The 12190-nt window shown below is 62.7% G+C and carries 11 protein-coding genes and 1 pseudogene; 4 read left to right on the top strand and 8 right to left on the bottom strand.

Features of this window, described 5'->3' with window-relative positions:
* Positions 1-109: 109 nt before the first annotated feature.
* Positions 110-1117 carry an SLAC1 anion channel family protein gene (locus ACHMW6_RS07925; protein ID WP_395406571.1) on the top strand — a complete coding sequence of 336 codons (1008 nt, stop codon included), beginning with the start codon at positions 110-112 and terminating at the stop codon, positions 1115-1117.
* A 12-nt stretch (positions 1118-1129) separates the two neighbouring features.
* Entirely contained in the window at positions 1130-2092 is a 963-nt protein-coding gene (locus ACHMW6_RS07920) for a GlxA family transcriptional regulator (protein ID WP_395406569.1), read from the top strand.
* A 123-nt stretch (positions 2093-2215) separates the two neighbouring features.
* On the opposite strand, the gene ACHMW6_RS07915 is transcribed toward ACHMW6_RS07920, so the two are convergent.
* The 5 genes from ACHMW6_RS07915 to ACHMW6_RS07895 all read right to left on the bottom strand — a co-directional run bounded on the left by ACHMW6_RS07915 (position 2216) and on the right by ACHMW6_RS07895 (position 8488).
* The gene (locus ACHMW6_RS07915) at positions 2216-5068 is read right to left on the bottom strand and encodes a TonB-dependent receptor plug domain-containing protein (protein WP_395406567.1); all 2853 of its coding nucleotides are present in this window, start codon (positions 5066-5068) and stop codon (positions 2216-2218) included.
* Between the two features lie 125 nt (positions 5069-5193).
* A complete protein-coding gene (gene pncB / locus ACHMW6_RS07910; RefSeq protein WP_395406566.1) occupies positions 5194-6387 on the bottom strand; it encodes a nicotinate phosphoribosyltransferase in 1194 nt (397 codons plus the stop codon).
* Between the two features lie 3 nt (positions 6388-6390).
* Positions 6391-7248 carry a cysteine hydrolase gene (locus ACHMW6_RS07905; protein WP_395406565.1) on the bottom strand — a complete coding sequence of 286 codons (858 nt, stop codon included), beginning with the start codon at positions 7246-7248 and terminating at the stop codon, positions 6391-6393.
* Positions 7249-7294: 46 nt separating this feature from the next.
* On the bottom strand, positions 7295-7789 hold the full coding sequence (locus tag ACHMW6_RS07900; RefSeq protein WP_395406564.1) for a nuclear transport factor 2 family protein: 495 nt from the start codon (positions 7787-7789) through the stop codon (positions 7295-7297).
* 84 nt (positions 7790-7873) lie between these two features.
* Entirely contained in the window at positions 7874-8488 is a 615-nt protein-coding gene (locus tag ACHMW6_RS07895) for an FMN-dependent NADH-azoreductase (protein ID WP_395406563.1), read from the bottom strand.
* A 107-nt stretch (positions 8489-8595) separates the two neighbouring features.
* On the opposite strand from ACHMW6_RS07895, the pseudogene ACHMW6_RS07890 reads away from it, so the two are divergent.
* Together ACHMW6_RS07890 and ACHMW6_RS07885 are read left to right on the top strand one after the other, a co-directional pair.
* Positions 8596-9512: pseudogene (locus ACHMW6_RS07890) on the top strand (LysR family transcriptional regulator).
* Between the two features lie 102 nt (positions 9513-9614).
* On the top strand, positions 9615-10094 hold the full coding sequence (locus ACHMW6_RS07885; RefSeq protein ID WP_395406562.1) for a hypothetical protein: 480 nt from the start codon (positions 9615-9617) through the stop codon (positions 10092-10094).
* A gap of 47 nt (positions 10095-10141) precedes the next feature.
* Here ACHMW6_RS07885 and ACHMW6_RS07880 read toward each other — a convergent pair whose 3' ends face one another.
* The 3 genes from ACHMW6_RS07880 to ACHMW6_RS07870 are packed head-to-tail and all read right to left on the bottom strand — an operon-like array spanning position 10142 to position 12142.
* Entirely contained in the window at positions 10142-10444 is a 303-nt protein-coding gene (locus ACHMW6_RS07880; RefSeq protein WP_395406561.1) for a chaperone modulator CbpM, read from the bottom strand.
* 3 nt (positions 10445-10447) lie between these two features.
* Positions 10448-11365 (bottom strand): DnaJ C-terminal domain-containing protein, encoded by a 918-nt coding sequence (locus ACHMW6_RS07875; RefSeq protein ID WP_395406560.1) that lies wholly within the window; start codon positions 11363-11365, stop codon positions 10448-10450.
* 48 nt (positions 11366-11413) lie between these two features.
* Positions 11414-12142, bottom strand: a complete 729-nt coding sequence (locus ACHMW6_RS07870; RefSeq protein ID WP_395406559.1) for a beta/gamma crystallin-related protein — start codon at positions 12140-12142, stop codon at positions 11414-11416.
* Positions 12143-12190: the final 48 nt, after the last annotated feature.

Raw genomic sequence — 12190 nt, 5'->3', positions numbered from 1 at the left:
CGGGCGGGTTTTGGCCGGAACTGACGCATTATGCAGCTGTCGGCACGGCGAATGGCGGCTGATAATGAACTCACCGCCACTTTCGGCCAATCACAAGGAGTTCAGCATTATGTCCAGTTCCAGCCCGATCCCGTCCGCCGCCGCCACGCCCGCCAGTGCTGCCGCCGCTACCGCTTCGATCAAGAACCTGCCCGTCAACCTGTTCGCTTCCGTAATGGGACTGGCAGGCCTGACCTCGGCCTGGCGCGGCGCCACGCATATGTTCGGCGCCAGCGACGCCATCGCGAATGGCATCGGCGTCGTCACGGTGCTGGTCTTCATTGCCATGGCCGCCGGCTACCTGGCCAAATGGAGCAGGTTCCCGCAAGTCGTTCGTGCTGAGTTCACTCATCCGGTGGCCGGCAATTTCTTTGGCACGGTGACGATCGCCGTGCTGCTGCTCTCGTCCGTGGTCGCCCCGTGGAGCGTGACGGCGCAGCAACTGCTGTGGACCGTGGGCGCTATTGCCACCCTGATACTCAGCTATATCGTGGTTGCTCGTGTCATGCAAGGCCAGATGGCCGGCAATAATGTGGTGCCGGCCTGGCTGATCCCGGGCGTGGCCTCGCTGGACATCGCCGTCACTGGCGCCACCATGCCCATGGCCTGGGCCCCGCAAGTGAACCTGATCGCCCTCGCCATCGGCACCATTGTCGCCATCGTGTTCTTCACCATGATCTTCAGCCGCCTGGTGCACGGCGATCCGCTGCCGACCGCCATGATTCCTTCGCTGATGGTCATGATTGCACCGTTCGAAGTCGGCTTCCTGGCTTATACCAACGTCACTCATCAGGTGGACATGTTCTCCGCCCTGCTGTTCTGGTTCGGCATGTTCATGACGCTGGTGGTCGGCGTGCGCGTGTTCCGCCCTTCGGTCACGTTCGCCCCGTCGTGGTGGGGCATCAGTTTTCCGCTGGCTGCACTTTCCAATGCCGCTCTGAAGTATGCTTCCGTTAACGGCAGCACGCCGTTGATGATCCTGGCCGGCCTGATCCTGGCTTTCCTGACCGTCGCCATTGCTGTGCTGTTCGTGCGGACCCTGCATTCCCTTTTCTCGGGCAAGCTGCTGTCCGCCTGATGGGAGGTTGCCATGCGTATCGCCGTACTCGTTTTCCCCGGCGTCCAGATGCTGGACGTTTCCGGCCCCCTCGATGTGTTCACTGAGGGGGCAAGGCAGTCCGGCCAGCCGGATTTCTATCAGTTCGACCTGATCGCGCTGGACGAGGGGCCGATTACCGCGTCCAACGGCATCGTCTTCCAGCCCAGCTGCACCATCGCCACGGCGCCGTCCGATATCGACACCCTGCTCGTGGCCGGCGGCCCCCAGATCCGCGACATGGAACCGCAGGACCGCCTGACGCAGTGGTTGGTGCGCCAGGCTGGCCAGGTGCGCCGCCTGGGGTCCGTATGCTCGGGCGCCCTGCTGCTGGCCAACGCCGGCTTGCTGGACGGCCGCCATGTGACCACGCACTGGAATATCTCCGCTTACCTGGCGCGGCGCTTCCCGAAAGTGAATATGGAGCATGACCGCATCTATATCCGCGACGGTTCGCTCTACACCTCGGCCGGCGTCAGTGCGGGCCTGGACCTGGCGCTAGCCCTGGTGGAGGAAGACCTGGGCCGCGAAACGGCGCTGAAGGTGGCGCGCGAGCTGGTGATGTTCCTCAAGCGTCCCGGCGGACAGTCGCAGTTCAGCGCCCACCTGGCGGCGCAAACCGCCGAACGCTCGGCCATCCGCGCGCTGCAGGAATGGGTGCTGGAAAACCTGGAGCAGAACCTCTCCGTCGACCGACTGGCCGCTCAGGCCGGGATGAGCGTGCGGAACTTCTCGCGCCTGTTCAAGAGCGATACGGAGATGACGCCAGCCGATTTCGTCGAAAGCGCCCGCATCGACGCGGCGCGGCGCATGCTGGAGGATTCGCCTACGCCGCTCAAGCGGGTCGCGGCACGCTCGGGTTTTCATGATCCGAACAGCTTGCGACGGGCTTTTGTGAGGCGGCTTGGAGTGACGCCGGGGGATTATCGGAGCCGCTTTCAGAAGGAAGCTGCCTGAAAACCCAAGGCAGAAGCTGGTGGCAGGCACCAAGGTGCCAGCCACCTGGTCGAAGTCCGTGGCCCTAAACAGGTGGCTGGCACATCGTGCCTGCCACCAGCTCTTGCAGTGGGTTCAACAAGTCTAGAAGTCGTAGCGCGCAGTCAGCCAGTAAGAGCGCGGTGCATTGATCGACACCCAGCCCGCCGAATTCGGCAATTGCTGGAAGATGTCGGCCGTGGTCACGCCGGTGGCCGTAGGCAGCAAGGTGCCATAGTTGCTGATGTACTGGTCGTTCAGCAGGTTGCGCACTTCGAACGAGATGCGGAAGTTCCTGAAGCCTGCATACTGCACCGACAGGTCGGTATTGCGTTGCGGCGGCAGGTAATTCAGGTCCTTCGGATCGTTGCTGCGCTTGCGGCTCGACATGAAGCGGTGGCGCAGGTTGAACAGGAAGTCGCCCATTTCATACGAGATGGTATTCGACGTGGTCCAGCGCGGCGTGCGCGACATGATGCCGCTCACCGTGGTCAGTACATCGTCCTGCGGGCCGGGGCTGCCGGCGGCGAAGCTGCCGACCGCGATTGCGCGGCCCTCGGAATACAGCAGGGACGAGTTCCAGCTCAGCGTCGGCAGGATGCGCCATTTCAGCCAGCCTTCCAGGCCTTTGGACACGTAATGGTCCTGGTATTCGACCACATAGCTGCTGCCGTCCGGATTCAGCGGCGTTTGCTGCTGCCACAACAGCAGTTCGGTGCGGTAGGCCGTCAGTTGGCCTGAAATCGAACCGCGGCCGAACACATAGGCCACTTCATCCTGCTTCAGGTCAGCCTGGGGGAACAGCGGCTTGTTGTCGGCATTGAACTGGGTGCCATAGCGGGTCAGGATGCCGGCGATATTGTTGCCGGCAGTGCTGCGGCGGTAGTAGACCTTGTCCGCCGGCGTGAGGTTATAGCCGCCGGACAGGCTCCAGTTCTGCAGATAGACGCTCTTCTTCGCCTCGATCGGCGTACCGCGCACATAGTTCTGGTTGTCGTACCAGGTCAGCGGATTGCCATCCAGGCCGCCATAAGTGCGCGAACTGGCGTTCGTGGCTTCCGGTGTCGTCACCAGCGGAATGGCCGTGGTGCGGGCCTCGGTGTAAGTGCCCTTGTAACTGCCGTTGAAGTCCCACTTCCCCGGCGACCATTGGGCGCCGAGCATCGGCGAGATATCGCGTTCGCGCGAGCGCCAGATAAAGGGATTGGCGCCATCCAGGTAGGCGCCGCCAACGCGTCCCCAGCCGCCTTCGTCGGTCAGCTGGTAAGTCGCGTCGGAGGTTACGTAGCGCACCCCCAGGTTGGACTGCTGGCCGGACGCGAAGGCCGACAGGCCGCGACCATTGAAATACGTGGACCAGCGCTGGTTGGCCTGCACAGCGAACAGGCCCGCCTGCAGGTTGAAATCATCGGCGTTGTAGTTGGCCGTGAAGTTCAGCATCAGGTCGCGCGAGCCGCGCGTGCCCACGTTCGAATTGGGCTGGGTGACGACATCGCGATTGGTGATGCCGCTGGTGGATGGAATCATCACGCCGTTCACCACGCCGCCACCCAGGTCATAGTCAGCGTTCGGCAGATTGGTGAAGGTCACACACTGCGCCGGGCTGGTGGCCGTGCCGGCCGGGCAGGCGCCGCCGGTGCGGTAGTTGATGCCGTTCGAAACGCCGACGTTGTTCGCTACCCGGGCACGCAGGGCTCCGGTGCCAATGTCATACAGCTCGTAGTAGCCGGCCTTGCGATTCAGATTGGCCGTAGCTGCCGCGCCCACGCCCTGGTTGACGATGAAGGCCGACTGAAAGGTATTCACGTCCCACAGCGAGATCGGACTGGCGCCGGCGATCCCCTGCTGCACATAAGCCAGGCTGTCCTGTGCCTTGAGGGCAGTATTGAAACTCCAGCGGCCGCCGGTTTCGTGGTCCCAGGTGATCCAGATCGCATCCTGCTTGTAGTTCGCGCCCTTCTCCGGATCGTGGTAGACCGTGCTGCCCGGACCGTTCACTGCATCGGTGCGAACGGTGTGCTGGCCGCCATGCAGGAAGAAATCCGGATTGCGGCCAAAGCCTGGCGCCGGCGTGGGATTCAGGTAGCCATAGACGGGGACCGTGAACTGTCCATTCCAGGAGTTGCGGTCATCCAGGTGCTTGAGCGTGACGCCGATACGGCCGCTGCCACCCGAATCCGTGCGATAGTCCTTCATCACGCGCGCCTTGACCTGTCCTCCCAGGTTTAGCGGATAGCCCGGATCGGCAGCGCCCGTCGAAGTGCGATAAAAACCGGAGACACTGGCGCGCAGGTCGCCGGCCTCGTTGCGCCAGCCGTACAGCGCGTCGACCTGCTTCCACGAGAGATGTGGATCGTCCCCCTCGAAGCCGAAGCGGGTGGACACCGTGGCGCCCGGCTTGATGGGCCCATTGATGTAGTTGAATACAGCGCCAGCCGACGAAGCGACTGAAGTGCCGGCGGAGCCGCCGCGCACGGATTCCACGCGGCTGATACTAAGGTCGGTGCGCAGGAAGTTTGAGTCCTGGAAGTTGTTGAATTTGACGGCCACCACGGGCAGGCCGTCTTCCAGATAGCTGGTCCAGAAATTACCCGAAGTCGGGCTGCCGGTGCCTACCGTCATGCCGCGCGTGAACGATTCATTGCGCGCCACGCCTTCATTCGATTCCACGACCACACCGGGCATATCGCGCAGGTAGTCGTCCGCGCTCATGGGGGTGAATTTGCCCAGGTCCTTGGCGTCCAGCACCGAATAGGACACGTTGGCGCGCTTTGCTTCGGTGGCGCCAACGGTGCCGGTAACGATTACGGTCTGGCTTTCCGAAGGCGGTTTGGCGCCAGCTTCCTGCGCCAGTACTTCATGGGCATTGAACAAACCGGCGCTGGCAAGAATCGCGAGCGCGAACTGGGGCGTGTGCGTGGCGACTGGCCGCCCGCACCGCTTGGGGGTCTTCCTCATTGCGTCTCCTTTTATTGTCGGCGAATGCCGCCGCTTGTTATCGTTAACTGTTATCGATAACGCGGATGCTAACAGTGCGTTTTTGCCATGTCAACGCAATTAAAAAGGAGTGTTGCGCGGAGGTGTCAGGAAGCCGTGTGGTGGAATACCTGGCGCAGGTAGGCGAGGAAGGTCTCGTCCTTGCACAGCGTCTTGCCCGGAGAATCGGAAAGCTTGGCCACCGATTGCCCATTGCAGCGTATGAGTTTCATCACGATGTTCAATGGCGTGACGCCCATATCGTTGGTCAGCCAGGTACCGATGCCGAAACCGACCATGATTCGGTTGGCGAAGTGCTGATAGATACGGAAGGCCGTATCGAAATCGAGGCCGTCCGAAAACACCAGGCGCTTGGTGTTCGAATCGATGCGCAGCGCCGTGTAGTGTGCGATGGCCTTTTCGCCCCACAAGATGGGATCGCCCGAATCGTGGCGCAGGCCGTCGAACAGCTTGGCGAAATAGAGATCGAAGTCGTCCAGGAAGGCATCCATGCCGACGACGTCGGTCAGTGCGATGCCCAAATCGCCGCGGTATTCCTGCACCCACTCCTCCAGCGCCGCCTTCTGGAAGTCGCGCAGGCGCACGCCGAAGGCCTGGAAGGATTGCATGTATTCGTGGGCCATGGTCCCGATCGGCACCAGGCCGAACCTGAATGCCTGGTAGACGTTGGAAGTGCCCTTGAAATACTCCGGCACTTCCTTCGCCAGCCGCTGCACCACTTCATCGTGCCAGGCAGCAGAGAAGCGGCGGCGCAAGCCGAAGTCCGAAATTTCCAGTGGGTGGCGCAGGCGCGTCTCTGCGCCGAATTTCTGCAGCGCGGCGATCTTTACGCCCAGGCGTCTGCAACCTTCGTCCCATGCCGCCTTCTGCTCCGCACGCCGGAAATACAACTCATTGACGATGTAGAGCACGAAGATCTCGAAGGCCATCACGTGCACCTGCGGCCCGGCAGCGTGGATGACAAGCGACTCACCTTCGGTGCTCACGTGGATGAACTTGCGCTGGAAGCGGAATACGGTCAGGAAGTCCACGAAGTCGCTCTTCATATAGCGCAGGGAGCGCAGGTAGGAGAGCTCGTCCTCCTTGAAGGACAGCGAACAGAGATGGTCCAGCTGTTCTTCCACTTCCGCCTTCAGGTCCGCCAGCGGCATCAGTGCCGGCTTGTTGCGGCAGACGAATTCGTATTCGGTGATCGAGTTGGGGTGGCCGTGCAGGAGCGCCTGCCACATCGTGAATTTATAAAGGTCGGTTTCGAGCAGACTGCGTACAACTGGAATCATGATTTATCGTCCTGCGTTCACCAGCAATTCCTGCAGCACGTCGCCTGACTGCGCGAGGCGCGCGCCGCGCTGCTGCATGCGCTGGATGAAGTCCTTGAATTGGCTATCGAAGCCTGTGACGGCGCTCATGCAATCGGTGATCAGCACGAGTTTGGCCGGGTCGATGTGATCGGCAATGTGTTCGGTGGTCGCCTTCACGCAATGGCTGCTGGCTTCACCAGCGATGAAAATCAGCTCCGCGCTGGACAGGCTGTCGATCAGTTGCCGGTTCAGCTGCGTGTGCGGGTCCTGCGGGTCGGGCACTTCGGCCATTACGGCGGAATAGTGTTCGGTCCAGGGACTGGAACCCTTGCTCACCTTCTCCACCACCCCCAGCTTCTGGTCTTCCCAGTGGTTGTAGGCCTCGCGCACATCCTCGTGCACATTGTGGCCCCAGGAACCGATCTCGCAATGCACGGGCCAGACCATCAGCTGGTAGCGCCCTGCTGCTTCCAGCGCATCCAGATAGGCGAGCGTGCGTTCCCGCACGGCGGCGTCGCGCGGGGTGAACTTCCCGGCGCGCACGTCGGCGGCGGCAATCTGCGTGAAGGGTTGTACCGGCCCGCCGTCACTGGCGACCCAGTAGGTGGGATGGGCCACGTCGTAGCGGTGATGCGAGTCGAGCGTGACAGTAATGGCGGCGATGCCTTTGCGGCCGCGATTGATCAGGCCTGCGAGGCGCAGCATGTCCTGGTGCGCGCCTGGCACCGGCAGGGCCGGCGCATGCGCGGTACGCGTGGCCGGGTTCTCCGGCAGATAGCTCACTGGCAGGTCGCAGAAGTCGTTCTGCGGGTCGATGACGAGCATGTGCAGGCGTTTCATGGACTCTCCGGAGCGGGCATATTGTTTACATGATACCTGCCGGGGCTCAATCGCGTGGATTGACGGACCAGGTCACCGAGTAGATCTTCCACTTGCCGTCGCGCTTGACCAGCTGCCAGGCTTCCACGCCATCGTTCTGCACCTTGCCGTCGATGACAAATTCATAGTCGAACAGCATCCAGGCCACGTCGCGGTCCTGCGTGATCTTCAGGTTGCTGAAGCGCTCTTCCACCTGGCGCTTTTCGCGCTTGAGGAAGCCGGCAAAGTCGTGGAAGCCGCCTGCGCGCACACCATCGGTGTTCGGATCGGACTCTTCGCGCGCCTTCCGCACGTACTCGTCCGATGCCGGCGACGTGAACAGGATGTTCGCGTTCAGCATCAGCGAGGCGAGCTGCTTGTGGTTCTTGGTCTTGAGAGCGGACTGGAAATCGTCGGCGACCTGCGTGATGGCCTTGATTTCTTCCGGCTTGTTGGCGGGGGCGGCGATAGCCGTGGCGGAGCACAGCAGGCTGGCAAAAATGATGGTGAGCAATTTTTTCATGCTCATCAGCATAATGAAAAAAGGGCAAGAAAGCCAGCCGCTTCCTTGCCCAAGGTCACTTCAGGGTTAAGACAGTGCGGTCGCTTACGCAGCTACCAGCTCGTCGATAGACTTGCGGCTCTTGGCGATGGCGTCCGCCACAGCCTGTTCGCCCATTGCCACGCCTTCGGCGCGGATGAAGCTCACGTCGGTCAGGCCGATGAAGCCCAGGAAGGTGCGCAGGAAGGTCACCAGGTGATCGTAGGCTGCTGCCGGGCCTTCGCTGTAGGCGCCGCCGGAAGCGGTGAACACATACACTTTCTTGCCTTTGACCAGGCCTTCAGGGCCGTTGGCGCCGTACTGGAAAGTGCGGCCGGCGCGGGCTACGTGGTCGATCCATGCCTTCAGGGTGGACGGCACGGAGAAGTTGTACATCGGTGCGCCGATCACGATCACGTCGGCAGCCAGCAGCTCGTCGACCAGCGTATCGGAAGTCTTCACCACGAAGGCTTGCTCGGCGTTGCGCTGCTCGGCCGGGGTGAAGAAGGCGCCCATCATTTGCTCGGTCAGGTGCGGCACTGGGTTGGCGGCCAGGTCGCGTTCGACGACGGTGTCAGCCGGGTTGGCGGCTTTCCACTTTGCTACGAACTCGGACGACAGCTGGCGCGACAGGGAACCTTCGGTGCGAACGCTGCTATTGATGTGCAGAACTTTTGCCATGTTGGGACTCCTTAGAGGAACAATTAGTAGATTGCAGTCATCATAGAACGGGTTTAATATCGAGAAAACCTGGTTTTTATCTATTAATAGCATCGATATTCTTGATTATGCGTGACCCCGGACTGCCCACCCTCGAACAACTGCGCGTCTTCATTGCCGTCATCGAACATGGCGGCTTCGCCCACGCGGCGCGCGCCCTGCACCGCACGCAATCGGTGGTCAGCTACACGATCGCCAACCTGGAAGAACAGCTGAATATCGAGCTGCTGGACCGCAGCAAGCGCAAGCCAGTGCTCACCGAGGCGGGCAAGGCGCTGCTGGCCGACGCGCGCGCCGTGGCCAGCAAGGTGGACGGCATGCGTTCACGCGCCAAGGCGCTGGGCCAGGGACTGGAGCCTGAGGTATCCCTGGTGGTGGACATCATGTTCCCCACCTGCCTGCTGGTGCGCGTGCTGGAAGCCTTCCAGACAGAGTTCCCGACCGTGTCGCTGCGGCTGCATACGGAAGCGCTGGGCGGCGTGACCCTGCTGGTGAAGGAAGGCCGCTGCCAGCTCGGCGTGGCCGGACTGGTGACCGCGGGTGGTCCTGACCTGGAGCGGCACGCGGCAGGGCATGTGAAGATGATGCCCGTCTGCTCACCCCGGCATCCGCTGGCGCAGATCGAAGGCGTGCTGCCAACCTCGCTACTGCGCGAGCATCTGCAGCTGGTGGTGACCGACCGCTCCCACCTGACGGAAGGCCAGGACTTTGGCGTGCAGGCCCTGCGCGACTGGCGGCTGGGCGACCTCGGCTCGAAACATGCGCTGCTGCGCGGCGGCGTGGGCTGGGGCAGATGCCGGAGGCCATGGTAGCGGACGATTTGCGGGAAGGCCGGCTGGTCCGCTTGCAGGTTCAGGAAGGCAGCGAATTGATGTATCCGATGTACGTGATCCATCGCGGCGACAACGAATTAGGTCCGGCCGGCAAGTGGCTGAGGCAGCAATTTATCACCCTCGACCATAACCTGCCTCACCGTCCTTTCTAGGAGCCAGTCCTACAAGGCACCGGGGCGTGCGCCTACACCCCCTGCCCGGTCAGAAGCCTAGCATGACCCCTAGCTTCACACCGAACAGAAAGGAGACAGATCATGGCATCGCAGAACCAAGGCAACAACCAGAACCGTGGCAACCAGCAGAGCGGTAACCAGCAAAGCAGCGGCGCAGGCAGCAGCGGCAGCCGCGATGACGACAACTCCCAACAGGATCAGAATCAGTCCAGCCGCCAGTCGGGCCAGCAAGGCAGCCAGCAATCAGGCAACAAGCAATCCGGCAGCCAGCAATCCGGAGGCCAGCAGTCGGGCCAGAAAGGCCGCCAACTGACCGCGGAAGATGAGGACATGCGCAAGGCACAGGAAGGTGGCCAACGTTCCGGCATGGGCAATCGCGGCGACAGCCAGCAGTCGGACAAATCGCGCAACGAGCAATCGGACGATTGGCGCAATCAGCAGTCTTCCGATGACCAGGGCAACCAGCAATCGGGCCGTGGCGCCGGCCAGCAAGGCAGCGGCAACCAGTCGCGCGGCGAGAATTCCGGCTCGCGCGGCGGCGGCAACGATCAGTCCCGCTAAGCGGGCTGATGTAACAAATTGTGCCTGACCCCGGACGTTACACGGGGTCAGCCGTGGAGGGCGCGCAGGCGGGTTCGCAGGCGCTGCACCTCCTCGCTGAGGTCCACCACCAGCGCCGCGAGTTCTTCGTTGGCGTCAAAATCCTGTTCAATACGCCTGATCTGGCGGGCCCGTACCAGGTCCACGCTGGTGAAGCGCCACGCTTCCGGACGCGATTCCGTCCCGCCCAGCAAAATACCCGAACGCACATGGTGCACTACCCACTCCGGCTCCACCGCGCAGGCGCGGGCCAGTTCTTCCAGGTTCAGCGCCGACTCGTCCAGCAGCACGCAATTGAAGATGGTATTCATGATCTAGCCTCGCGGATTGAAGTTCAGCTCGCGCGCCATCTGTTCGTACAGCGCGCGCGCCTTGTCGTTGTCGGCCGGCGGCAGCGCGACTTCAAGGATCAGATACAGATTGCCCGCCGTGCCGCTGGCGCCAGCCGCCGGGATGCCGCGGCCTTTCAGGCGCAGCTTGCGTCCACCCTGGCTTCCTGCCGGCACCGTGACCGTGACCTTTCCTGATGGCGTAATCACATCGATCTCGCCGCCCAGCACGGCTTCCCACGGCGCGACCGGCACGTTTTCATACACATCGCGCCCCTCCACGCGGTAGATGGTGCTCGGCGTAAACGCGATTTCCAGATAAAGGTCGCCCGGCTCGCCGCCGCCCGCGCCGGGCTGGCCCTGGCCGCTCAGGCGCAATTGCTGACCGGCAGTGACGCCCTTGGGGATATTGATGTTGAGGGTTTTCTCGCGCGTGACCACGCGGCCCTGTTCGTCGACCTCGGGCATGCGCAAGCTGATGGTGCGCTGGGCGCCGTTGTAGGCGTCCTGCAGGTCGATCTGGATGGTGGCGTGGCTGTCGTCACCGCGCATGCGGAAACCTCCTCCACCGCCGCGGCCGCGCCCGCCGCCCACATGGGCGAACAGGTCGGCGAAGAAATCGCTGGGATCGCCTTCGAAGGTGGAACCCCAGTCCGGCGGCGGATGGAAGTCCTGGCCGGCGCGGAAACCGCCCTGCCCCAGCTCATCGTAGGCGGCCCGCTTTTCGGGGTCGCTCAGCACGCCGTAGGCTTCGTTGAGCTCCTTGGTTCTGGCATCCGCATCCGGTTCCTTGCTGACGTCCGGGTGGTACTTGCGCACCAGCTTGCGGTACGCCTTCTTGATTTCATCTTCGCCGGCGGTCTTGGGGATGCCAAGTGTCGCGTAGTAATCCTTGTATTCCACGGCTTGCTCTCCAGGTGAAGATCCGGGAGAGCATAGCTTAGCAGAGGATTAACGCACGCGGCGCAGAGAGGACAGGCGGTCGCGCAAATTCGGCAGGTAGGTGTATCGACCCGGGCCGAAGGTGAAGCACTGGCCGCGGTAGTCGGCGTGCTCGCACAGTTCCCAGACACCTTCGTGGATGATCATGGAATTGGCGCGGTCGTTGAAGCCGACGTCCTGCAGCGTGCGCACGTCGCCGCTGATGCCGATGGCGCGGCCGGACAGATTATCGCCGTCGAACAGTTCGACTGCGCCGCGGGCCTGGCCGCCGCCCTGGTAGCCGCCCTGGCCACCTTGATAGCCGCCCTGGCCACCCTGATAGCCGCCCTGCCAGTTGCCGTCGCGGTCATCGCGCTCATAGCGGTCATCGACGCCATCGTGGTCGCGGTCGCGCATGCGGTCACGATGGCGTTCGCGCCATTCGCCGCCGCCGCCAACCTGGCGCGCCGACGAAATGGCATTCTCGAAGCGCGCCAGGCGCGGATATTCGCCGGGGCCGAATACGGCGCAGGCGCCCTGGAAGTCGCGGTGCTCGCACACTTCCCACTGGCCGGAGCGCACGATCATGCTCGAGGCGCGGTCATTAAAGCCCAGGTCTACGAAGTTGTTGCTGCCGTCACGCAAGGTGACGGACGGGCCGCGGAAACCTTCGCCGGCAAACAGGGTTAATTCACCTGCGGCAGCGGCTTGGCTGAGCAGGGTGGCGGCCAGGCTGGCCAGGATAATCAGGCGTTTCATGCTATCTCCAATATTCATGCGCCGCGCCGGCGTCATGCTCATCCAACG

The organism is Pseudoduganella sp. UC29_106 (genome assembly GCF_044055365.1).
Lineage (GTDB): Bacteria > Pseudomonadota > Gammaproteobacteria > Burkholderiales > Burkholderiaceae_D > Rugamonas.
This window is presented reverse-complemented; position numbering and strand designations above follow the sequence as displayed.